The following is a 22,565-nucleotide window of genomic DNA, read 5'->3' as shown; positions in this document are numbered from 1 at the left end:
AATTTTTGCTACGTCCACCTCGCGCAAACACAGCCATTAGTTTCAGGTTAACTGGTTTGCGGTATCACGTTTTGGCACTGGTGGATGCCGAGGGAAACGCTCAAACCTCATGGATTTAATCTAACAGGTTCAGCGAATATTTCAAACAAGAAAAAAGGCGCTCAAAATGGGAGCGCCTTTAATGTGTATACAACTGGTCTTTTTAATAACCTGGAGCACCTGTATCTGGAAGGATGGAGTCTCCCGCATCTTTTCTTGTTTTATCGAGATCAGACCCCTTCAATCTCTCCTCAGCTCGCTCTTGAGCATTAAGTCGAGTTCCATCAACATTAAACGCACTACCAGATCCAGTAAGGCGGTCTAAAGTCATACCAGCAGGATCGTCAAAGTGACCATTAACTCTCAGCAAAGCTAACCATTCATCCAGATTTACCTGTGTCCAGTCAATCTCAGATAAACGATCCAGTGGAATACCATCGCACTGAGGAGCTTTTGCAGGGCCGAAGTTCATTCCTAACTGAGGTCTTACTTGCTCCTGAATAATTCGTGATAGTGGAGAGCTAAAACAGCAGTATGCTTCGCGTTTTTCGATACATGCTCCCAGCACTTTTGATTTGCAATATGAACCAACCTTAGTGCAGCTATTCAATGCTCTTTTTGCATTCAATTCAAACTCTTCTTCTTCACACTTCCAAACTATTTGAATGATCATCATAGCCACAACATAAGCGGTATACGCGGCCATAATACCACTTAGTACACTCGCTGCCTGTTGTCCTACCATTTGCTCCATCATACCTTCCGATGCGCCAGCTGGTACACCAGCGCTTCCTGATGCAGATGCATTCCCTAGAGCTTTACTGGTTATTTTGGTGATTTCATCTTTGAGAGCCTGAATTGCCTCTTTTGCCAAGTCAGTGATTGGTTTAGTAAAGTTGTCAATCGCACCTGTAATGTTCTCAATATATGAAGTGAACGGCTTGGTGATTTCGGTCCAACCACTAATGGCTGGATCACGGATGGCTTGATAAGCACCTTTAATTGCACTGCCGTTATCCAGTGACATAATGGCACCATCCAGTTTAGGAACTGACATCATAAGAGTCAGATAGTCTCCCATAGATAGGCCGCTTGGTTTCTCACAACAATCCTGAGCCCCCCCAACAGCTTTTTTACATTCACCTGGATCGCCACCAAAAGCCTTACAAATAACGTTTTCTGTACCTGTTGGGTTATCGTTACCATCAGTACCAGTACACGCCATATCTTGTGTCATAAACTGAGCAGCATTCAGCAGTGCGGCAGCTCTGGCAAAGTCGGTACTTTGTGTCTTATTAACGTCTAAGCACTCGTCACCCATGCATTTTATTGGCCCACCACATGTAAAGTTTGTTTCTTTGTCTAAAGTAGGTACATCAACATCCGTCCCGCAATCAAAGGTATCTTCTTGCACATAACATGTTCCTGAACTTCCCTGAGCACCTTCCACACACTTAGAACTAACAAAACCGCACTGCGGGTTATCTTCCAGAACCTTACATGAATCAAGGTTGCCACCTTGATTATTTGGGCACTGTATTTCTCCTTGTGGGTCAGTCCAACACTCCATTTGCCCCTTGTAGAAGTCATAGTCAGCTTTTACTCTGACTTTTGTGCATAACTTAGGTATCCCAGGCAAAGGAGGCTCACTCAACATGTCCTCGCAAACTTTAAATCCATTTTTTACTACACAACCAGACGCATTTACATCAGATGGTTGCTCAATACAAGAGAATTGACCAGAAGCAAAACCATCTCGGATACCTACAGCTGCATCGAGACAACTCTGCGGGGTCCATGTGTCTTTGAATACTGCTTTTGAACGATCGTACTTAATTTTTATCCGACCAAAACCTTCACCATTACCAGCAACAGAAACTCTGATTTTAAAACTAACCACATCGCCTGGTTTTGTGTTTTTAAAGTGAGACGTCACATCAGTGTTGGGGTTAGTTTGCCAACTTGTACTTAGCTCACATGCACCGGGAGTTTCTGGGGGGAAGTTACTATTCGGACCTTGCCATACTTTGTTTTCACTGCCAGGAGGACCTACTAATACTTGCATATAGTCATCCCACTTAGCATATTCTAGTGTCGCTGAAATGATTGCATCAGGATTATCAACTCTAACCTGTGTTGCCTGCTCATAGATTGTACACCAGCCTGACCAGTAGTTATCGCCAACTTTACCGATCCAAAGTTCAATACAATCATCCCCACACGGCTTAATGTTAAATGGGCCATCATGGTATTTTATGATTTCAGCGTCATACTCATGCAACACTTCACAATCGGCACTTTTATCCGTTACCCTTTCACAAGTTCTATAATCTGGTATATGCGTTGCAATTGTATTGTTGTTAATGATTGTTTCAGCAGAACAATCACCAAAACCTTCTGATATCACATCAATGTCTTCATAGGTTTTCTTACTAAGGTTCATCAAGGGGTCATTGCTGAAATCAGGCTTTGATTGGTTTGTTGCATCCAAGAGAACTTTGTAGGCTGCTCCTGATATGGTGGGGCTCCCACTATTAGCATCACTCCATAGAGAGCTTTTTGCATTACCACCAATAGAATCCATACCATTGTTGTCATTATAGACACCTTCTAGTTCACCTAAGTTCGGGTTTCCATCTGGGAAGTAATAACTTGAAGGGTCACTATTGGAGCTGCTTGTACCCGGAAATAAATCATTTACATTTATAGTTCCACCACCATTTTGAAATTGACCATTTTCAAGTGTTGGAAAACTAATATTTCCGTTGTTAACTCCTCCTGGAGCGGACTTGAACGAAGACACTAAATCATTTGCTAAAACTTGCGCTTCTCGTCCTGCCTCACTAGCGCTATTGCCGTTAGCATAGGCATGTATCGGCAAGAAAGGGGTTGTCACTATTAGCAGAGAAGCGACAGCCCTCATCAACCTTGTATAATTTCTCATTACTTTATTCCTGTAACCCGTTCTTATTACCCCTCAACATATATCGCCATGATAGTCGCCCGACCGAGTTTCTTTAGACTGTGGAACTGTCCATTTTGGACAACACTGGGGTCGTTTACCTACGCTGCTCATGTCCTCCATATAAAGAAAAAGCCCCAAAACGGGGCTAGTTATTAGTGATTTCTTTGTTGAGCTTTAGTTATTACAACAATCATTCCAGCGCCATATCGTGTAAATAGGATCTTGACCTATTGCTGGAATTGTTTTCCCTATCCCCCACGTTAACGTTGACTCTCCGATAACATGTGAAGAATTTGTTTCTGCGACTGGATGCAATAAGGTAAATTTGTATTGTGTTTTGGGTAATGTTGGGCTTATGACACCATTACACATTGCATCAGAACCCATCGTCTTCCATGACAAACCTCGACGATGCAAAGCTGTTAGAACACGGGTTGCAAGTAGACTACTGTCTTTGATCACCCCTTTTCCACCATTTTGGTTTCCACTTAAAGGGTAAATTGACCCCCAACTACCTGCACACCAAAACAACTGCTTGAGAGGCTTACCAATACTCGCAGCCGCAGCGTCAGCTGTACATGCTGCCGCTGCTATAGGATTAGCGACAGCAGCAGCTTCGGGATTAGTAAAAAATGCAAGTTCATCAGAGTTCCAAGTAGGGTCTAACTCGGACAGGTACATAATATCTAAATCAGAGTAACCATCAGCATTGCAGGTCTTCTTCACGAACAGTTCCAACATTGTCATAAGAGGAAAGGCGTAAAAGTGATAATGCATAAATGAGCCATCACCACCGTCCATCGTTCCTTCTCCATGATGACCTTGGAACGTTCTGTCAAAGGGGAATCTAGTTCCATTAAGCACAGAAGAGCACCCTGGAACTCGTTGAAATTCAACCAAACGAGCAGGTTCCCACATTGACGTAGTTACACCTGGTCGTGGTATCCCATTGTTATCTTGGCAAGCACACAAAGGGCTCCCAACTGCATCAGACGGATAAGAACCACCACCTCCGCTCATTGTTGCCCCTGCCACTCGAATCGGAAATATGCATGACCAACAGATATCAGTAAAAAGTTTAGGGCCAATGACTTCTGCATTCTGGCATCCTGGATCAGCTTTAGCAGTCCCCGCCAAGGCAAATAGGGCCACTAATAAAATTGAATTCAATATTTTATTCACGACATAACTCCAACTCTAACTGGCTCAGATACTTGTGCTTGTTTTATTAATGAGTTCACTTCAAGGTCGAACGTGACGGGTTTGCCATGCAAAAAACCTTGCTGCCACTCTAATCCAAGAAGTTTTGCCACTTCTGATTGAGCTACACTTTCAACTCGTTCTGCAATCGGTGTTATGTTGTTAAGACGACAATACTGAACCGCCGCGTTACCTGCCAAACCCTTCAATTGTCCTATTTCAACTTTGCAAAATTGCCAAGAGTAAGATGTTAGGCGACTAACTGATGAGTGATCTTCTCCAAAGTCATCCATAGCTAAAGCAACATTGAACTGACTAAGTAAGGACCATGCGTTATCCAACTGTTCTGGTGTTACCTTTTCCGTGATTTCTATAACTACTTGGAATGGGGCTTTATCTGTAAGCTCTTTCAACAATTTGAACCACTTCATTCGCATGTCTGAAAAGCTCAATGTCTGTGGCGATACGTTAATAAAAATACTGGGGTAAAGCCTTTCGATAACAGGGACAAGGGGAATCAGAGATTTCATTATCTCTAAATCCACCATACCCCAATTAATCGGTGTTTTGTGGTCTGCTGGACCATAGACTTGACCTTGATGGTGCCATCTAGAAAGTACTTCTGCTCCAACAGTATTGCTACCATTTGAGGTAATCGTCTGAAATGCAGGGATCAGGTTCATTCCACAGCCTCCTTAACATCAAATTCCCTTACCAAAAAGTTATTCCCTTGAGCTGTAATTACTGTTGGCGTGTACTCGACTTGGAAGCGATTAACTACATCCGGCGTAAGCAGATAAACAGGAGCGTCAACTGTGTCCGTAACATGTTTATATGAATCCCAACCACTATCGCGCTCAAACTGAGTAGCAATATATGTGACTCTTTGAACCCCACGTTCTTGCTGCACTTTAGGGACAAGTTCAGTCAACAGTTCCATTTGCTTTTTATCTAAAGGGTCGAAAATGATAACGGCCTGAGTAAACTGACGAGTTCCCGGCTTACACTCTTCGCCGTGAGCGCAAAGTGGATTTATAACCTCACCTTTACGAGCAAACACAACTCCCTCAGCGGTACTTATGTCCTTCGATAGGTATATGCTTGGGTCAAGCAATCGCTCTCTATATCGTGGTGCCCGTGGTCTTTCGTTGAACTGCTGGTTATGCCAAAACCGCTTTACTGCCTGATCTTTCTTTTCTTCCCAGTCAATACCCGCTAGTTGAGCTTTAGCTCTCTCGATAAAGTCTTGCTCCGCAATTTCAACTGCTGGACCTCGAACTCCGAAGTCGCCAGACTCACCAGCATCCACCTCTTTTCTTATCCACTCCAGCGTCGATAAACCTGTAACTTTTGCGAGTTCTTTGGGATCGTGTCCAGGCTTAGTTTCTTCTTCAAGCACGACTATTGTTGGTACTGACGTGACATTATGTTTTTGGAACAAAACAGAGTTGATAACGACATTAGGCACTGGGTCCATTTGCTCTGCTAATTTTTGAACAGCTTTGATGCCATCACCAATGCTCATACCATCCGGAATTCCACGGAAAACCACTACCACATCATCTTCACCTGATGCCGTATCAAGGACGTCTTTCAGCCCTTCTTTTCCCAATGAGTAAGATGCAAAAATAAGAGTGGAGTGCCCTGTGTAGACACTTTTTTCGGCCTGTCTTTCTGCCATTGCTTTCAGCGTGGGGTCAGATTCTTGTAATTGCTGAAAAAACTGACGTGCTTCTACCTGAGATTGATCTAGATTTTTATTCTTCGCCCAAACAGGAAGCTCTTCCATTTGGCGAGCCTTCTCTGCCAACTCTCTTCCTTGCTCGATGATAGCCATATCCTCGCTAGTTAGAGGACTGTTACTAGCAAAAACAGAACTTGAAATGAGGGCCGCAACTAATACAGACAATTTAGAAAAGCGGATATGCGCGGCCAATGATTTGCTCATCTTTTACATCTCCCCAATAGCGTGAATCAAAACTCGATATACTTTCCCCGAGAAACCAATAATGTTTCTCTGGAAGAACACCTTTCCCAAAGAAATGACTAGCAGGAACATTCAACTTATTAGCCAGTTGTAACCCTACTTGTTTAACCTCTCCGTTCACTACAACTTCCCAGTTTTTATTGACTTCAACAGTATCGCCTGGCATCCCGGAAAGGACTTTTAACATCCTTGTTCCATCATCATAAAGTGGCTCCATACCCTTTGCTGAAAAGGCGTAAATAGCATCTCTATGGAGTTCTTTATCTTTTAGGTCGATAAGGTAGACAGAATGATTAGGTAAACATCGCTCTAATTGAGGGTCATAACCGATTCGGTAACGTCCCGCAAAGGACGTCCCAGCAACCCAAAGAAGAGCAAGTACAATTGCAGCCTTTAAAGCAAATCGCTTCCAAGATTCTTTTCTAACAATGAGCTTCATTCCAGTATTACCTCCGAAGGTAAATAAATATCCTCAGGGGCACCTAAAGTAGCGGCACCATCAATAATCAAGTACCCCGCTTCTTTGAGTTTGAAGATTGCGTTGTTTGTTTTAAGCATCAATTGTTCGATCTCAGCCTCATCAGCTCCGGATGGGTATGAGCTCGCAATTTTCGTGAAATCCACAACAACTACTGGAGGCGTTAACGCTAATCGGTCATGAAGTGCTGCGGTTTCTTTGACCATGAAGTAATAAGAACCACCAAATCCACCAGCTGCACCTAACAACGCCGCAATTAAAATTGATTTAAAGTTCATCATCCTTTCCTTTTTAGTTATGCGGCCATGCCACGTTGATGCATTACTTGACGTATTGCGTCAGTGATATTTAAGCCCTGATCTACATACTTATTGATATCTCGGATGTCATCCGGGTCTGTTGAATAAAGTAGTTTTTGGAAATCACCTACAACCAAACGGCCAACACCAATGCCAGCTTTTGATTTAATGAAGATTTCTGAATAAGCACCTAGAATGGTGTGAACAGTTTTTAGGGTATGGAAACCACCTTCGGAAAGAGACAGACGGCCACTTCGTTTTACGGATTCTACTGACTCTTCTGTCTGACCAAGTAGGTACATGGAAGCTGAGTTCTCAGCAATAGCGCGACCCACAGGGTTTTCATACAGGTCGTTGATCGACTGAGTACAAATACCAATACTTCCACCGTACTTCCTTGCCTTACGGTATTGGTGTTCCATAAATGTACTAACTTCACCCTCTTTAAGCAGATCCCATGCTTCATCAATGATGACGACTTTTTTACGGTTACGTTCACCGAGGAACATTTCCTGCTGAATCTGGTAAATCATTTGCAGCAAAACAACCTGACGTAAATGCTTGCGGCCTTGTAGCTCATCAAGCTCCAGGACTGTAAAACGGTTTTGGAAGTTAACGTTATTCGAACCAGAGAAGTAGCTACCGTAACTACCCTTTGATGTGAATGCATATAGCTGTTGACCGATGTCTTTAATTCGTTGCTCATCAGACTCACAACACTTATCAGCGATGTGGTCTACAGTCATATCACGGCCAATAACTTCCCAGAGCTCGTTCATAATTTGCTTTAAACCTGCGAGTTGGTATTCATCCAACAAGCCTTTCTCGGATGCCATAGCTTTGACGATAGAGACAACACCATCCTCTTCTTCTTTCCAGTTCGTGATCAGTTCAAATGGGTTCAAACAAATGTTGGAGCCTTCGGCGAAATGCACAAAGTCCCCTTTCAGCAGTTCACACAGGTCTTTGTATGACTTACCTGCGTCTATAACCCAAACTTGAGCCCCCTCAGACAAGTAACTGAATATCAATTCGTTGGTAAGGAAACTTTTACCCGATCCAGATTCCGCTGCGACCACTAAGTTTTTGTTCGTGTCGCTATCATGCAAAGACAAGCTCATTAGCTGTCCGTTACGAGAAATCAATGCAGAGTGGAAAGTGCCAGTCCCTTTCCACTCGCCAAATACCGGTAATAGAACTGATGCCTGTTCAGTGGTCATGGTTTTATAACGAAACAGATCTTTTACGGCTTTTCGGTCGGTACAGAATGGCAAGCAATTGATAAACATTGGTAACGAGATAAATTTGTCTTCCATCATCTCGAAGCGGTTCTCGCGCCAGATGTTACGCGCCGCTGTTGCTGCTGCTTGAGCGCGTTCAGCTGTAGGAGCAAAAAGCACCAATGAGTAACTTACACGGACAGGTTTTGAGCCTTCTTTTAATGACTCATACAAAACATCAAAGTCATGCTTTTTGTCAGCAAGTACTGGAACAAATTTCAGCATAGGCCCGTATGCTTGGTTTACTGTAAACTGACGTTTTCTTTCAAGTGCATTCTTGGTGTTTTCAACCTCTGGGAAAAACAGGTTTGTCACGACCATGTAGTTTTCACGAATAGCTGAGTTGCCCCCACTGAGATCCCCAACAAAGGTGATTGCATCACCGAAATAGAAAGAGTCGGGCATTTTCTTCGCAGACATAACCTTAACGTGATAATCGCCTAAACGTAGACCGCTCTTATCAACTTCCAAATCTGTGCCGTAATCAAAAATTTGCTCACAAATGGGCTTGTCTGTTTCCCAATCGCAACCATCTGTTCGCCATGATGCCTCAGGCCCCCAATTGAGCATGGTATTCATTGTTCTGATGTAACCGACAGCAGTTAAGGGGACAGGGTGAACACCAATCGTTCTTAGTGAAGACTCAACTTTAGTCCGTAGGTTTGCCAGAGAGTCTAGTTCTTCCTGAGACGGTTCATTGGCATGTTTGATGGGCACTTTTACGGTGACGAACAGTTTTAGGTCGTGGATTAGACCAAGATCAAATGTTCCTTTCTTACATTTGGCAACCATTCTCTCGGTCGTATGTTTTTGAAGAAACTCCATTCGCTGCTCGATTGAAGAGGTCAACAGATCATCTCTGTAACCATCACGTAACCCCATCATTCGATACATTTCATGGTTTAAGTCAGGAGATCGAAACAAGATAAACTGCATGGTGGTTTTGGCCGGGTACTCCTGGTTCATAAAACCATTAACACGCTCTTGAATCTTTTCGTCAGCCCCGCATAGAGGATGGCAGTAGAAACCAAAGCCAATGCTTTTATCATCCATCAAGAAGGTGTAATCATCTTCTGAGTACGCAAGCACGGGGACAATCCCAGCAGCTCTTAAATGCTCTGGGATAAGCTTTTCTTGGAGCTTTTTTCTTATCGTAATAATGTTCATTTATCGCTCTCCAGCCATGTTTTCAGGTCCATATTCTGTGGTCGGCCAGCGTTGACTCGCCCATCAGGTGCAATCAAATAAGGAACACCTCGAATATTTAGTAACTGTGCGGTAAGCAGAGTGAGATCATGACGTTTACTGCTGCATGATGTTGGGTAGGAACCAAGCTTTCTTTGGCTAAGCGCTTCAAACGCTTTATCTTGGTCAGTTATGCAAGACAGAGCGCGAGCTAAACGGTTTGACTTATCACCAAGAATAGGTATCACGACAAACTTAAACGTGTATTCATCTTTAAGAGCTTTCGCCTCTTCCATTAGCTGGTGGCAGGCACCACACTGAGGGTCAACAAAGACCACTACTTCTTTTGGGCCAGTCCCAAGCTTTGCCACATTCATCGCATCTATATCGACATTCATGTCACGTAGCCTAAATCGGTCAGCGACATCGCGCATTTCTGTCAACGTACTGAGAGGCTTCTTTTGCCAGAGATCGTAGATTTGTCCTGAAATAACAAAGCGTCCATTCTCTGACAAAAACACGATTTGACCGTCACTTTCTACTGCATTGATGCCATAAATTGGCAACTCAACCATTCCAGTAATCTTTGCCTCTGCTTTCTGCACATCAGCAGCAGTAAAATCTTTCGCTGTTGCTACAGTACTAAGCAGCATGAGCACTGGTGCTATTGCTTGTTTCAACATACCTATCCTTTAACCGTCAGTTACTTTTTCATCAGTTGGCAGTTTATTCGGGATATGGATACAAGCCTGCATCTGTAGTTGCCCTGTTTGGTCAATTAGAGCGGAGAGACAAAAAAGCCCGGCGAGTGCCGGGCTTGGTTTAGATAGTCATACTTTTATTGAAGGGTCACAGGATCACTGCGACCACCAGCATCATCTATACCAGTCAAAGTAACTTCTGGCATTGCATCATAGCTGCGTTTGCTGATCGTCAATCTTCGTGATGAAGAGGCAACAGGTTCACCATTAAGCGTCCATTCAAATCCTTTCACACGACCATCGACATCATCACATGAGGCATACACAAGCCATGCGAATGTACTTTCTCTGTGGTCGATAGAACAAACCGGAGCTTGGTTTTCGATAACTTTTATCTTCAACTCTTTCTCCACTTCTTTGCCCATTTCAGACTTAATACGGAAGTTAATTGTGTGTTCTCCCGCGTCAAGCGTCATTCTTCCATAACGACCAGTGTCTTCAAGAGACTTCCCATTAACGGTGTACTGCATCACATTAATTCGGTCTCTTGGGTGTCCACCTTCAATATATGGACGAACCAAAACATCCAGAGGTTCACGATCTAGCTTATTTGAACCTGAGTATTCTAGTTCTACCTTATAGTTTTCAGCTTGACCTACCGTTATCGCTAACTGAGCTTCTGCTTCGTTACCACGAGCATCGCGCACAATGACCTTCACAAGGTGCTCGCCCGGCTCTGTGATTTCAAAAGAGCGAGACGTGTCTCGTTGATCTTTAAGCTTTGCACCTTCCGGTAAGATCCATTCGTAGGTAGGCTCTTCAAGCTTGCCTCGGAATCCAACAGGACGAACAGAAGCGCTAACAATAGCTGGTGCTACATCTGCATTTGCTCTGTAGCTGAGTGCAAACTCAGGCCAGACATATTGCCATACGCGAGCTTTGTATACCGTTTCCGATGTAGAAGACTCCTTGTAACCGTCGATCCATGCTGTGTATTTGATTTCAACACGAGCTTGATCCAAGTCTGCTTGATTTGGAACGTACTCAGCAGTGTTGCCTTCAATAATGGTTCCATCAGGAAGCGTGAAGAAACCCTTAACTTCGGCATCCAAATCTCGATAAGGCAGTCGAGTATCTGCGGTTAGTTTGTAAGTAAAGTCTTTCTCTACTAAACGAGGTCCATCAATACGAATACGCGGAGCTTTAACAGCTTTAAACTCTACGGTTTTCTTGGCCTGGCTATACGCATACGCATCATCTTCTGGAGCCATCGTCGAACGTACACGAGCAATTAGCTTAACTCGTTGTGGTTCTTCTCTGGTTAGCGTGATACGTGGAGCCGCAGTAGTGTAAGTCTTACCACCATCTTCTGACCACTCAATCACAGCTTTACTTGCATCAAATGCGTTCTCGCCATCCATAATGGTCGCTGAGTATTCAGAAGAACTACCCACCAAGAGCGTATCAGGACCAGGAACATCAACTTCAAGCGCTTCATACGAAACAATTTCTACATTTTCAGTGTACTTTTCTAAGCCCGAGTTTACGTTTACAACTTTAGCTCGAACTAGATATTTACCAACACCGAAACTCTCTACGAAACTGTACTTTCTACGCTCTTCTGTAGCATGTTCATTCCATGTCTGACCATCGTCATTACTCACTTCCCAGAAGACATCTCCAACTGAACGATAATCAAGCCGATCGACAATACCTAACTTAAAAGCGGCATTGAAAGGAGCTGCACCTGATAAACGACGAGTTGTAACCTCACCATCAATTTTGTTACCACGAAGAACCGTAGCAAAAATTGGGCTTGGAGATGCCTCGATACGTTCATATCCTTCAACTGGGCTAACAAGCTTCGCTTCTGCGGTAAATCGAATGTAGCTAGAGTCTACTTTCGACATTTCAACTGCTATTTCAGCTGAACCGTTTTCTGCATCCACCCATTCTGACATTGGTTCAATCTCTCCTGGAGAGATCTGACGAGACAGACGAACCTTCCACTGCCCCATAGTTGCTTCATCATATTCGTCGTTCCCACGGTACAAATCGCGTATATCGACTTTTACGTTCAGCGTTTGGATATCGAGAACAGTATTACCATCCATTGACAGCATTGGACGAATACCTTTGCTTGGCATTGCAATCAGTCGATATTCTTTAGTGCTCTTAATTTCAGGTACTTTTTCATATGAAGAGTCAACTTGGTAAGTTACTTCTTCCCACAGTTTGCGGTCATCTGTTCGAATACGACGATTCACCTTCATCGCTGTACCCATACCGGATGAATGCACTTCTGACTCAAGTGTTTCATTGTTCCTAGATATAGAAACCCTCAAGTCTGATGGCTTCGCATTCACTTGGACATCACCGAAATAATCACCAGTCATAGGAACGATGTAGATGTTGTCCTTGAAGTGATAATCGGTCATCAGATCAACTTGAGGAACCGCTGGGTCAACAACCTCGATGTTAAAGGTCTCATCCGCTAACGCTACACGAGCTCCACTACGAGAGAAAATGCTAACGCGCCAACTTAAAGGAACCGTTGCTTTTTCTGCCAATGAACCAATTAGTGTTGGTGTGTCGTATCGAGTATCTTGTAGCAGCCCTTCTGGAACTTCTTTCCACTCAAATAAGCAGCTTCTGTGCGCCGCTTCGGATACACGTCCACTCTCATCTTGCTTGGCTTTTTCAGCATCCATCGTCAGGATACAGCTTGGACCTGAGGTTTGTCGTAACTGAACATTTAAGTTCTGGATAACACGGTCTACTTGAGCAATATCTGACTCTGGTAAGTAAGTTACTGAACCCAAAGCAGAGACCACATTTAGCTTTCTGTTACCGCCGCCGATTTTTACCTTATCTTCGCCGTTAAACAGATATACACCATAAGTGACATCCTGTTCACCGATCTGCAATGCTTGACCAGATATACCAGCAACTCGATTACTGTTTACCACTTCGGCTTCATCTGGAATCTGCTCCCACTCAACAAAACATACAGGGTCTTTGATAGGATCTGATGATTGAGCTTCTTGCAGGTTCGTCGAATAGCGACATGGTACACCTGAGTCGGCAGAGACTTGGACATTGAAGTTGTCGATGACTTGTCGAACTTCCCAGGTATTGGCCGTTAAGCTTTCACTCGCTTTCCATGTTTTGATATTGGCTACCAAAACTGGTGAGTTAGGCGCTGTAGTCATAACCAAAAGGCTTGCTGTGCCAGCATCTGCACCATCAACAGCTCGAACTGGAATACTTAATCGTCCTCCAGTAGAAGCAAAGCTATGATTTTTCATAATGTCAGCAGTTTGGCCTGGTTCAACTCGAATACCGTTTACCACCAAAGGAATTTGAGCATCACTTCGCAATGTCACCATTACGTCGTATGAGCCAGTTACGACCGAACCATCACTTAACGTTAGAGGTTCAGTTTCGATGATGTTCTTACCGTCTGCATAGGTAAACTCATACGGAACTGCCGGAATAGCCATATTGCCGTTAAATCCGCCTGAAAGCGTAATTTCACGAGGTTTATAGTTAAACACTACGGCTTTTGTCGCTTCGTTACTCTGGTTATCTACAGCCTTTACGGTAAGAGTATAACTCTCACCTTCTGCCAGCGAAGGGAACATCACAGGGTATTCCAAACGGAATCGACCATTTGACTCTTCACGCCATGACAATTGAACAGATTCATCCGCCGGACCGCCGACTAAAGCAATCGACGTTACCTTCGGTGTACTGTCTAAGTTATCAGAAAGATTGATAACAACGTCATCCAAAGACTGGACATCATCAGTAACATTGACAGATAACGTTGGTGGCGTGTTATCGACTAAGATTTGCTCACCATAACTTTGCGTAGCACTGTTCCCATAGGTATCTATCGCTTCGGCAGACAGGGAATAGTTACCATCGGTCAGACTAGCAAAATCAAACGTCGCAATTTTAGTTTTATAGTCAGGTGAAGTGTACGATGAACGCGGCAGCTCGATCCGTTCTTCACCATTATCAGCATATGCTTTAAACACATTAGTGTCCCAATGACTTATCTGCCAGTTATTGACTCTATCATTATCAATAACCCGTACTGTCATTTGGCCTAATGTTTTATCAACAGAGACATTATCTATTGTTGGTGGATTCATATCCCAAAATGTGTACAGATACCCACCATGCACTGAAAATGATCCATCTTCTTTTGCTACATAATACTGAATTGGGCTGTATCCTCGCCCTGATGTCCTACTTACATTGACCTCAGCCTCACAAAACGTTTCATTTGCAGGGATCACACAAGCTCCAAAACCACTAAGCCAAGCTTTCTGGTTATATGGCCTTGCTTCTGAATGTATACGGACCTTATCCACCACGTAAGGGTGAGAGTAGCGTGGTCTTTCACTTGAGACCCACCCACCATCACTTAGATGATATTCAAGCTTTATTGGTTTAGGACCAAGAGAAGCCCCACCAGCTAGATTAAAATTAAAATCTGCGTAACGATGTGTTGAGTAACCACCAGCTTGGGTGAAGAAATGGAAATATGAGTATTTTTGAGGGTAGTTTAAACTTACATTTCGGTAAATAAATTCATTATCTTCCGAATCATAGGTTGTATCTCCCCATCCATATTTTGTTCCATTAAATGCAGTATGTTCCTGCTTTCTTCGTTTGTAACGAATTTGAACAGGGTTTTCATAAACATTCATACCCGATGTGTAGGGTTTCCAAATGCCTTCGGAACTATCGAATACTTCCGTCCAGACCTGGGGAACAACCTTATCAATCGTTGAAACTCTACTGATTTCTGTCTGGTTTCCTGCTTCGTCACTGATTGAAAAACCAAGAGTATACTCTGCTTGATTTTCAGGAGCCATCGAGCTACTGACTGCACTGCCGACAGGTAAAGATGCCACTCCCTGAACTGTATCCAAGGATGCGTTCGTTTCTCGTTTTTGCCCAGAAGAGTCGATGGTAAAGAATTTTGCTGACGATATACCGCTATCATCATCAATCCCTTCCAATCTCAACTCTTTACCCGCATAACCGTGGTTAAAGACATCAATACTACCCATACTAAAACCACTTCTGACCCACTGAATCTCCCCAGAAATAACAGGAGGTGTGATATCTACAATAATTGGGTATGTATCTGTTTGAACAGAATCTCCAACAGACGTAAGAATTTCTGCCTTAAATGAGTACTCGCCCTCCCCCGGAGCGGCTAGTTCTAACTCCGCACCATAATAGGACTTTCCATTAACTGTAATACGGTCTGCGCCTCCAAGCAGGTGACTCGTAGCCGAATTCACCACTGAACCGTCTGGCCTTACGATAGAGATTTTAACCTTACGGTCGATCCCTGCACTCAACGCGAACTTTATGTTCCCTGTTGGGTTGGCGTAAACGGTGCTTGGAGATAATGTGCGTTCTGCACCATCAGGTGTATTAAAGCTGTATTCTAACAATTCCGCTTGAGCTAATGGTGCAGCAATTGCGGCCATCGCACCAAGCAAGACTGGTAGCCTTAGCTTGAACTTATTCATAATGTTTTCTCCAATAGCTATTGAATAGGGTTACAAGAACCCAATACAGGAGGTTACTGGAGTAATCGGCTATACACAGACTGTGTAACTGCCCAATTTGAGCGTTTTTAAAGCGTTTTTCTGGGAGGGAAATCACTTGGCATTTTCTGACGACTGAAACCAAAAATGCCAAGTATAAAAGGAGGGGTTAAAGTGAGTATTGAGACCTTATAGCCCTAAGCCGTTACTGAACTGAATAGCTGCTGGAGCAATTTTTTCAGCTGACTCTAATGTAGCTGTCATAATCGCTTCTACAACCGTAGGGCTGTTGTATAGACCAACACCACCGCCGATACCCATTGCGAATGCCATGATACTTTGACGAGCGATACCACCAACGATACCTACCAAAATCATTGAACCAGCAATGATGCGACCCAGTGTACCTTGAGTCCAGTCGGTGATGGTGGTCCAAATGTCATCGAACTCTGTACCACCAGTACCAGCGTGAGCTTGGTTCGCAAACATAAGTCCAACGATCATTACTAAACCGACGTAGAAAAGAAGATTGGCTTTATTGTTAGCCTTATTTGTGATTTCCATGATTGTTTTCCTGATTTTCAATCTTAAAAAAGGCAGTTGAGATATTCAACTGCCCGTTATATCAAGTACTTACAAAGTACTGTTAGGTATGAAATCACATACCTAATCCGTTGCTTAGTTGAATTGCAACTGGGGCAACTTTGTCAGCAGTTTCAAGAGTTGCTGTCATGATAGATTCAACAACGGTAGGGCTGTTGTACAAGCCGACACCGCCGCCGATACCCATCGCAAATGCCATCAAGCTTTGACGAGCGATGCCACCAACGATGCCTACCAAGATCATTGCACCTGCGATGATTCGGCCAAGCGTACCTTGAGTCCAGTCAGTAATGGTGGTCCAGATATCATCAAATTCTGTACCGCCTGTACCAGCGTGGGCTTGATTGGCAAACATAAAACTGATCACCAGAGCCAACGCCACCCAGAACAAAAGGTTGACTTTATTGTTTGATGTGGATGTGACGTTCATTTTGCTAAGTTCTCCTATTTAGTTTCTGAATTAGCTTTGGGTTTTATCGTTTGCAAGGGTTTGAGCATAGGTACATCTTGTTGAGTCCCTTCCCCAATTACCCACTTGCGCGGTTCTATTTCGGTGTAAACGTACCCAGTCACAATCAAGTCACCATTGGTATCCTCCCAAGGGGCTACCCATATGCGCATGACCTGTGCTGGAGTACGAATAGGCACCGGACGATTCGGGAGGCGCGGTGTGACGTAATTGTCTATCACTGAATCTCCCGTCGATGATGAGTTGGCTATCTCTCCTGGAACAGAAACAGGCTCTTCTCCAGGCTTTACTGAGCGTGGGATATTGCCATCGTTTGTCGCCGCATAGACATCTCGCGCTGACATACACTGAACACCATCAGGAATACCTGAACAGCTATACTCATCACTGCCGATTGAGGTACAGCCTGATAGCAATAAAGCGCTGCCCAAAATCATCGACACTGTAGATTTTATGGGCTTAACCATTGGAAAGCCCCCTGTGAAACTGCCCTTTCTGGTCAGCTTTTGTGTTTTTTTCGTCATTATTTTGTCCCCTGCGATTTAAGTTTTAGTTGCTGCCCCTTGGTGATAATTACGTCAATTTGACGACCTGCATCGACCTCTATTACAGGGAACATTCCCTCAGCCATATCAAGATAAAACTGAGCAACCTTTTCCATCGCACTTGATGCGCCTTTTGATATACCACTCTGCATAGTGTTTTCATTGAACACGTGTTGATATACAGGTGTGTCTGTTGGATTAGTGTTGATAACTGGAACTGGGTTTGTATCAAGCGCTTGAGCAAAGCCACTCAAGAAACCAGCCGTCAAAGATTTGGCTATCATTGCACCTTGTTTAGATACTAAGCGGCCACGTACACCAGCTTTACCATCTTCACCCACTGCATATCCGTCCAAGCGAGACTCAATTACGCCGCCGTCTTCACGAACACAGGAAATAACCTCGCCTCGTAGATATGCCCTTTCTGAGCTCAGATCGCCGTAACCGGATACAATCAAGAAACACTCACGAACATCGGCTCTGAATCGGTTAGGTAAAATAGCTTCCTTCTGGAGTCGAATTGTTGCTGGGAAAGGGTCTTTTCTTGCTCCCTTTGCGGTAGGAGCATCCATACCAGTGATCGTTACACCAGTAAGAATTGAACCCGCAGGTAAGTAGATAGAGTTGTCTTGGTCCTCCTGCTCTTCCGCCGCTTTCTCTTCTGCTTCGTTGTATTCTGTGTAGTTAACAATTCGAATGCCCGGTTGAGCGGTAGGTTTACCTGATCTATCCGATTCCTTACCCGTTGGTTTGCTGTGAGAGTTAGCTGGTAGTGGAGCTTTCTTAAAGAACTCATTAGGGTCCTTGTAATCAAGCTTTTCGGTAGAGGTGAATCCACCAGCTTGTTGAGCGCCCTGTTCCTCTGTCAAACCAGTCTCAGCGCCACCAGCTGTAGGCTTCCCTGAACGTTTTTCAGCGTCTTTCTGAGCTTTTTCTAAATCTCGCGCTAAGTTTCTATTTTCTTGAGAAAGCTCCTTAACATCGCGTTTCAGCTGTTCGAGTTCCTTACCTATATCAACTGATGCACCAGCCTTCGACTTAGTGTTCTCCAGTTCACGTTTTACTTTGTCCAGTTCACGTCGCAGTTGTTCTTGTTCAGCTTTCGTTGTTTTAAGATTGCCAACCAATGCATCCATACCCGCTTCACGAGTGCCCTTGTCAGTTAATACGTGACGGATGGTTTCTTTACGACTTTTATTGCTGGAGTCACTTGTACCTTCATCAGAAAAAAGACTCACAGCCACAAACAGAACGAAAACACCACCTGCAACAGCAACCCAACGCTTTTTGTTTGGATCGAGCTCGTTCCACCAATTCATATTAATCATCGTTTACATTCCTCCGCTCAACAGTGAAGGACGACGAGTAGCCGATTCGGTTTTCTCGCGCTGTTTTACTGCCACGTACACTTCGGTTTTCTGACCTGGCTCAAGAACCTTATGCGGCCATGAAGTCACACCAGCAACACTCCAGTTTCCGCAAGATTGCTCTTTGAACTCAATAGGTTCACTTGTGACGTTTCGAGCAATACCTACAAATACAGTCAAATGATGCCCCATCATCATTTGTCCATTTGCAAAATTGACTGAAATACCAGGCTGCGCACACTGAGGTAATTGAACATTGCTTGGAGTTCGATTCATGGAGTAGCCATTAGGGATTTCACCAAGAGCCAGTTTTCTGAATACTGTTCGAAGTGTTTCGATATATGGCTGACTTTGCTCCCAGCTTTTAGCTTTGTTGTTTGCAAACATGCCAGGTATTAAGCTGTTATTGTCGAGCTTCAAAAACACTTCACGAGGTGGGATTCTTTGAGGAACCATTGTTAAACTCAGCGCACGAGCTTCTGAGCCCTTTTCTGTAATGAACATGGTTACTGGGTATTCTTTTGCCGTAGCCACATAGATAACATTCTCTTTGATGCATATTTCCCCACATTCACCTTTATTTTGCCCCGGCTGTAAGGATGTTGACGTCACTTCCGGCTTACCAAATGGAGTAACGATTCGGTTGGGATGACCGATAGCAATAGGGATGATCTGATTAACCCCAGGCTCCATAACCAGTTGTGAGTTTTCAGTGTAACCACCAGCCAAATTCGAGCTATTGGCCTGAGTAGTTGTAGCTCTTTGTTTTGCTACTGAATCAGGGATTACGGGGGCTGGAACGTTGTTCTTCATAACACTGACAGGAACAACTGGTATTTCATCATCTGATGCATTCACTGCACTTGAAACACCAAGCGCAATTGAAAGCGCCAAAACAATCGAATTAACCTTCATTACGCTTTCTCCGGCTCTCTTCTTTACGTTCTAATTTGTCTAAAACACTCTTCGTTCGAGGGCGACCTTCATACGTGGTCATATAATCAAGGACAGGCATATAGTTCGAAACGCGGAGCTCAAACTCGTATGTTCTGTCTGTACGTTGCTCTTTTGCGTCAAAAGCAGCCCCCTTAACAAAGGAGTGCCCATACACAAAAACCTTGTCAGTCGTTTCTTCGTATTCGACGAAACGAGGTTCGAATCGCATAGTGATTCGGTCTGCTTGAATCTCTTGCGCTTGGATTTCAAGTGCATCAATAAACTCTTGATAAATAGTCGGTGCTAGAATTGGCTCCATACGTTCTTTGATGAAGTTAACGTTGCCGGGAGTTACGTTACCCATCAGCGTTCCAAGAGCCCATCCCCACGCCTCTTTGTATGATTGAGAGGCATTTTTTTGTGATACCCAAGCTTCTTCATTCAAAGTCCAAGGCTGAACGGTCACAATGGTCTCTTTGCTAAACAACTTCACAGCTAGCAGCAAGACGGTGAAGATCAGACCGAGGACGAAGACTCGCCCCCATTTATTTTCAGCCTGAGTGCCCTCCCAGGTTTTTAAATACACCTTTAAATTCAAGGGAAATACCTCCGGATAAATGGGTTTTTCAAAGATTTTGCTTTTGTTGCGATGAATCCCCCCCAATACAGCATGTGAAGCATGTACCCATCAGGGTGGTTATCACGAAATCGACGATATAAATTGGTCACGGCCAAGCCGATTAAGAAAAAAATCAAGGCTTTGCCCATCATCACTCCGATGACAAGGCCAAGAAGCATAGGAGCCAGCTCATCTGCACTCCAGAGCAGCATGTGCGGCGGTTCGTCTATACGACGTGGGATTTTGACGGGCTTCATTCCATATCTCTTCCAATTTCCAATGTCGCCAATTCTGGAAGATTTTTTCAACAAACACGCCACGGGCTAACGCCCTTTTTGGGCAACTTGGGCGAAAAGTGGTCTTATAAAGAGAGAAACGGCATAAAGCCGTTTTTAGAGCGGGTAATGTGAAAGGTTAAAACAAGCGAACAAGATCGCCATACTGAATACCAAAAAAGAAACCTACGGCAAAGATTAACTGCCAAAGGATAATTTGCCCTACGCCCCATGATGCTCCAGAGCGTTCAGAGCTATTTGCTGTATGTGTATGAGAAGACATATAACCTCCAACTGATTGCTATTTAATTTTTCTTTATTCTCACCTGATCTCGTGCTCATTTCACAGCGCTGTATTTGTCCATTTGGGAAGCATTAAGACTTTCACATGTGAAAGTGAGTGACACAAAAAAGCGGCCAACAAATGGCCGCCTTTGCAATGTAATGTGACTTATCCGTTTTGCGCTTGCTTCTTCTGCTCTTGATATGCTGCTTTCATCGCGCTTTGGGTCTTTTCTACCCACTTCATTCCATCGTTACAGTCCACGTTGTCAGCGGCAGACTGAAAGCTAAGAGGTTTTCCATCTGGGTTCATGTTCCCCATAGCCAGAAGAAATGCATAGAGAGGATGTGTTTTCGTTACATTCTGAATATTTTCTATGGTTATCGGTTGATCGCACTTCTCTTCTAGTGTCTGAACCATAAACTCCGAAACTTCGGCGCAACTTTCACACATCAGTTCGAAGGTCTCAAAGAAAGTTTCCACTTCCTCCGTATAGGGTTTATCTGTCTTCGCCACTGCTGGACCTGCAAGCATGAATGCGGCAATGATTGTTAGAGCAGTCTTTTTCATATTGAATATCCTTTGGTTAAACTCGTTTTTGTAAATTGCCGAATGCAAGTCCCAACAACACACAACAGAGCATCATCACAGCGGGGATTACAATTGGATTTAGAGCTATGGGAGCAAAAAAGGTAATAAACAGCCCCATGCTTAGGAAGAACGTTCCTCGAATGCTATATCGGTGGACAACAGGGCTCGCATAGTCAAAGTTGGTTCGTTTGATCTTCCAACTCATCAAACCGTCATAAACCGCCGGGATGAACAAGATGAGCAGATACGGTGCCCAGGAGGACAAAAGTGCTAACCGCGTGTAGAACTGGTAAATTACATTGGTAAAGGCTTCAATTCGCCCCTCCACCCAAACGAACCATGCTTGGCCCATATTCTCCATTCCTTTCGACTTTCTACGTTCCTCTTCTGTTGGAATTAACGTGTGATACATAGCAGCATAAAAGCCAGAATCAAGCACACTAGTTTTGTACCAGTCCCCAGCTGTATCACTAATCCACTGTCTAGCTTCATAGCCTAAGTTCTGCTCCACCAGCTCTGATTCACGCTGAATTGTTTTATCTGTCCAATCACCAGGTACTAGCAAAAGAATCACCAAGACTTCAATGACTAGCAACCAAGCGACCAGCCACAACGGCTTCTTCATAATTGGTTCTCCTTAATACTGTTTTTACACTTTCGCTAGCGACTAACTGATACAAAGCCTTGCGAAGTTTGCATTCATTCTGATGTTGATGTGGAACAATGAATAATTCACCTTTATGGTCTGCAAGCCAGTGAGAAAAAGGCTCACCTTTCTCCACAGACCACTTGTTACCTAGTGAATCTTCAATCTCAATTTCTAGCGCTTTAGCTGTTTCAGTGATGATGGTTTCCAAGAAAACCCCTAGTCTTACCGGGTCCTCGTACTTACGTTTGTTCGCATGGAACACTACACCGCTATATTTATCTAATGCCTCTTCCAAAATCGGATAAATCACTGGCTCCTTATCCGATTTGATCCCATCAGTGATGAGACAACATAGTTGCTCAATCACATCATTGGTTGCAGGCCAATCAAAAAACAGCAGTGCCAGTGTGTGTGCATTTTTTCGATCACGCTTTCGGATCACGCTTAGTACTTTCTTGTGCGGATTCACATCAACCACTCTAGTAACCTCATAATTTTTATACTTATTCGCACTCATA

20 protein-coding genes are annotated in these 22,565 nt (G+C 43.9%); all 20 read right to left on the bottom strand.

Annotated elements, in window-relative coordinates:
- Positions 1-202 precede the first annotated feature (202 nt).
- The 20 genes from traN to DI392_RS12980 all read right to left on the bottom strand — a co-directional run bounded on the left by traN (position 203) and on the right by DI392_RS12980 (position 22,564).
- Positions 203-2,983 carry a conjugal transfer mating pair stabilization protein TraN gene (traN, locus tag DI392_RS13070; RefSeq protein ID WP_014386723.1) on the bottom strand — a complete coding sequence of 927 codons (2,781 nt, stop codon included), beginning with the start codon at positions 2,981-2,983 and terminating at the stop codon, positions 203-205.
- 195 nt (positions 2,984-3,178) lie between these two features.
- A complete protein-coding gene (locus tag DI392_RS13065; RefSeq protein ID WP_014386722.1) occupies positions 3,179-4,186 on the bottom strand; it encodes a TraU family protein in 1,008 nt (335 codons plus the stop codon).
- Positions 4,183-4,887: an EAL domain-containing protein gene (locus DI392_RS13060; protein ID WP_014386721.1), complete on the bottom strand. Its 705-nt coding sequence runs from the start codon at positions 4,885-4,887 to the stop codon at positions 4,183-4,185. The genes DI392_RS13065 and DI392_RS13060 overlap by 4 nt, the downstream gene beginning before the upstream one ends.
- Positions 4,884-6,152, bottom strand: a complete 1,269-nt coding sequence (locus DI392_RS13055) for a TrbC family F-type conjugative pilus assembly protein (protein WP_041154750.1) — start codon at positions 6,150-6,152, stop codon at positions 4,884-4,886. The genes DI392_RS13060 and DI392_RS13055 overlap by 4 nt, the downstream gene beginning before the upstream one ends.
- Entirely contained in the window at positions 6,115-6,630 is a 516-nt protein-coding gene (locus DI392_RS13050; RefSeq protein WP_041154751.1) for a S26 family signal peptidase, read from the bottom strand. Before DI392_RS13050 ends, DI392_RS13055 begins: the two co-directional genes overlap by 38 nt.
- Complete coding sequence (locus tag DI392_RS13045; protein ID WP_041154752.1) at positions 6,627-6,947, bottom strand: hypothetical protein; 321 nt, start codon at positions 6,945-6,947, stop codon at positions 6,627-6,629. Before DI392_RS13045 ends, DI392_RS13050 begins: the two co-directional genes overlap by 4 nt.
- Before the next feature lie 17 nt (positions 6,948-6,964).
- Positions 6,965-9,415, bottom strand: a complete 2,451-nt coding sequence (gene traC, locus DI392_RS13040) for a type IV secretion system protein TraC (protein WP_014386717.1) — start codon at positions 9,413-9,415, stop codon at positions 6,965-6,967.
- A complete protein-coding gene (locus DI392_RS13035) occupies positions 9,412-10,116 on the bottom strand; it encodes a DsbC family protein (protein ID WP_014386716.1) in 705 nt (234 codons plus the stop codon). Before DI392_RS13035 ends, traC begins: the two co-directional genes overlap by 4 nt.
- Before the next feature lie 155 nt (positions 10,117-10,271).
- Positions 10,272-15,692 carry an Ig-like domain-containing protein gene (locus DI392_RS13030; protein WP_101905925.1) on the bottom strand — a complete coding sequence of 1,807 codons (5,421 nt, stop codon included), beginning with the start codon at positions 15,690-15,692 and terminating at the stop codon, positions 10,272-10,274.
- Positions 15,693-15,899: 207 nt separating this feature from the next.
- Complete coding sequence (gene traA, locus DI392_RS13025) at positions 15,900-16,274, bottom strand: TraA family conjugative transfer protein (protein ID WP_109320306.1); 375 nt, start codon at positions 16,272-16,274, stop codon at positions 15,900-15,902.
- Positions 16,275-16,368: 94 nt separating this feature from the next.
- The gene (gene traA / locus DI392_RS13020; protein WP_014386714.1) at positions 16,369-16,743 is read right to left on the bottom strand and encodes a TrbC/VirB2 family protein; all 375 of its coding nucleotides are present in this window, start codon (positions 16,741-16,743) and stop codon (positions 16,369-16,371) included.
- A 14-nt stretch (positions 16,744-16,757) separates the two neighbouring features.
- The gene (gene traV, locus DI392_RS13015; RefSeq protein ID WP_014386713.1) at positions 16,758-17,306 is read right to left on the bottom strand and encodes a type IV conjugative transfer system lipoprotein TraV; all 549 of its coding nucleotides are present in this window, start codon (positions 17,304-17,306) and stop codon (positions 16,758-16,760) included.
- Positions 17,306-18,655: a TraB/VirB10 family protein gene (locus tag DI392_RS13010; protein ID WP_052481499.1), complete on the bottom strand. Its 1,350-nt coding sequence runs from the start codon at positions 18,653-18,655 to the stop codon at positions 17,306-17,308. Before DI392_RS13010 ends, traV begins: the two co-directional genes overlap by 1 nt.
- A gap of 3 nt (positions 18,656-18,658) precedes the next feature.
- Positions 18,659-19,609, bottom strand: a complete 951-nt coding sequence (locus DI392_RS13005) for a TraK domain-containing protein (RefSeq protein ID WP_014386711.1) — start codon at positions 19,607-19,609, stop codon at positions 18,659-18,661.
- Positions 19,599-20,228, bottom strand: a complete 630-nt coding sequence (locus DI392_RS13000) for a TraE/TraK family type IV conjugative transfer system protein (protein WP_014386710.1) — start codon at positions 20,226-20,228, stop codon at positions 19,599-19,601. The genes DI392_RS13005 and DI392_RS13000 overlap by 11 nt, the downstream gene beginning before the upstream one ends.
- Positions 20,225-20,506 carry a type IV conjugative transfer system protein TraL gene (gene traL / locus DI392_RS12995; protein ID WP_014386709.1) on the bottom strand — a complete coding sequence of 94 codons (282 nt, stop codon included), beginning with the start codon at positions 20,504-20,506 and terminating at the stop codon, positions 20,225-20,227. Before traL ends, DI392_RS13000 begins: the two co-directional genes overlap by 4 nt.
- A 157-nt stretch (positions 20,507-20,663) precedes the next feature.
- The gene (locus DI392_RS19620) at positions 20,664-20,807 is read right to left on the bottom strand and encodes a hypothetical protein (protein WP_153274586.1); all 144 of its coding nucleotides are present in this window, start codon (positions 20,805-20,807) and stop codon (positions 20,664-20,666) included.
- 168 nt (positions 20,808-20,975) lie between these two features.
- Positions 20,976-21,377 carry a hypothetical protein gene (locus DI392_RS12990; RefSeq protein WP_014386708.1) on the bottom strand — a complete coding sequence of 134 codons (402 nt, stop codon included), beginning with the start codon at positions 21,375-21,377 and terminating at the stop codon, positions 20,976-20,978.
- 16 nt (positions 21,378-21,393) lie between these two features.
- Positions 21,394-22,023 (bottom strand): IncC plasmid conjugative DNA transfer DtrJ family protein, encoded by a 630-nt coding sequence (locus DI392_RS12985; protein WP_014386707.1) that lies wholly within the window; start codon positions 22,021-22,023, stop codon positions 21,394-21,396.
- Entirely contained in the window at positions 21,980-22,564 is a 585-nt protein-coding gene (locus DI392_RS12980) for a hypothetical protein (RefSeq protein ID WP_014386706.1), read from the bottom strand. The genes DI392_RS12985 and DI392_RS12980 overlap by 44 nt, the downstream gene beginning before the upstream one ends.
- Position 22,565: the final 1 nt, after the last annotated feature.

Source organism: Vibrio albus (assembly GCF_003144035.1).
Lineage (GTDB): Bacteria > Pseudomonadota > Gammaproteobacteria > Enterobacterales > Vibrionaceae > Vibrio > Vibrio albus.
Note: the sequence above shows the minus strand (reverse complement) of the source record. Positions and strands in the feature narration are given on the sequence as shown.

Coding starts and splice junctions, on each gene's coding strand:
- DI392_RS12980 (WP_014386706.1), bottom strand. CDS start 22,564: ATGAGTGCGAATAAGTATAAAAATTATGAGGTTACTAGAGTGGTTGAT.
- DI392_RS13060 (WP_014386721.1), bottom strand. CDS start 4,887: ATGAACCTGATCCCTGCATTTCAGACGATTACCTCAAATGGTAGCAAT.
- DI392_RS12985 (WP_014386707.1), bottom strand. CDS start 22,023: ATGAAGAAGCCGTTGTGGCTGGTCGCTTGGTTGCTAGTCATTGAAGTC.
- traA (WP_109320306.1), bottom strand. CDS start 16,274: ATGGAAATCACAAATAAGGCTAACAATAAAGCCAATCTTCTTTTCTAC.
- traV (WP_014386713.1), bottom strand. CDS start 17,306: ATGACGAAAAAAACACAAAAGCTGACCAGAAAGGGCAGTTTCACAGGG.
- traL (WP_014386709.1), bottom strand. CDS start 20,506: ATGAAGCCCGTCAAAATCCCACGTCGTATAGACGAACCGCCGCACATG.
- DI392_RS13050 (WP_041154751.1), bottom strand. CDS start 6,630: ATGAAGCTCATTGTTAGAAAAGAATCTTGGAAGCGATTTGCTTTAAAG.
- DI392_RS13010 (WP_052481499.1), bottom strand. CDS start 18,655: ATGATTAATATGAATTGGTGGAACGAGCTCGATCCAAACAAAAAGCGT.
- DI392_RS13005 (WP_014386711.1), bottom strand. CDS start 19,609: ATGAAGGTTAATTCGATTGTTTTGGCGCTTTCAATTGCGCTTGGTGTT.
- traA (WP_014386714.1), bottom strand. CDS start 16,743: ATGAACGTCACATCCACATCAAACAATAAAGTCAACCTTTTGTTCTGG.
- traC (WP_014386717.1), bottom strand. CDS start 9,415: ATGAACATTATTACGATAAGAAAAAAGCTCCAAGAAAAGCTTATCCCA.
- DI392_RS13055 (WP_041154750.1), bottom strand. CDS start 6,152: ATGAGCAAATCATTGGCCGCGCATATCCGCTTTTCTAAATTGTCTGTA.
- DI392_RS13045 (WP_041154752.1), bottom strand. CDS start 6,947: ATGAACTTTAAATCAATTTTAATTGCGGCGTTGTTAGGTGCAGCTGGT.
- DI392_RS12990 (WP_014386708.1), bottom strand. CDS start 21,377: ATGAAAAAGACTGCTCTAACAATCATTGCCGCATTCATGCTTGCAGGT.
- DI392_RS13035 (WP_014386716.1), bottom strand. CDS start 10,116: ATGTTGAAACAAGCAATAGCACCAGTGCTCATGCTGCTTAGTACTGTA.
- traN (WP_014386723.1), bottom strand. CDS start 2,983: ATGAGAAATTATACAAGGTTGATGAGGGCTGTCGCTTCTCTGCTAATA.
- DI392_RS19620 (WP_153274586.1), bottom strand. CDS start 20,807: ATGTCTTCTCATACACATACAGCAAATAGCTCTGAACGCTCTGGAGCA.
- DI392_RS13030 (WP_101905925.1), bottom strand. CDS start 15,692: ATGAATAAGTTCAAGCTAAGGCTACCAGTCTTGCTTGGTGCGATGGCC.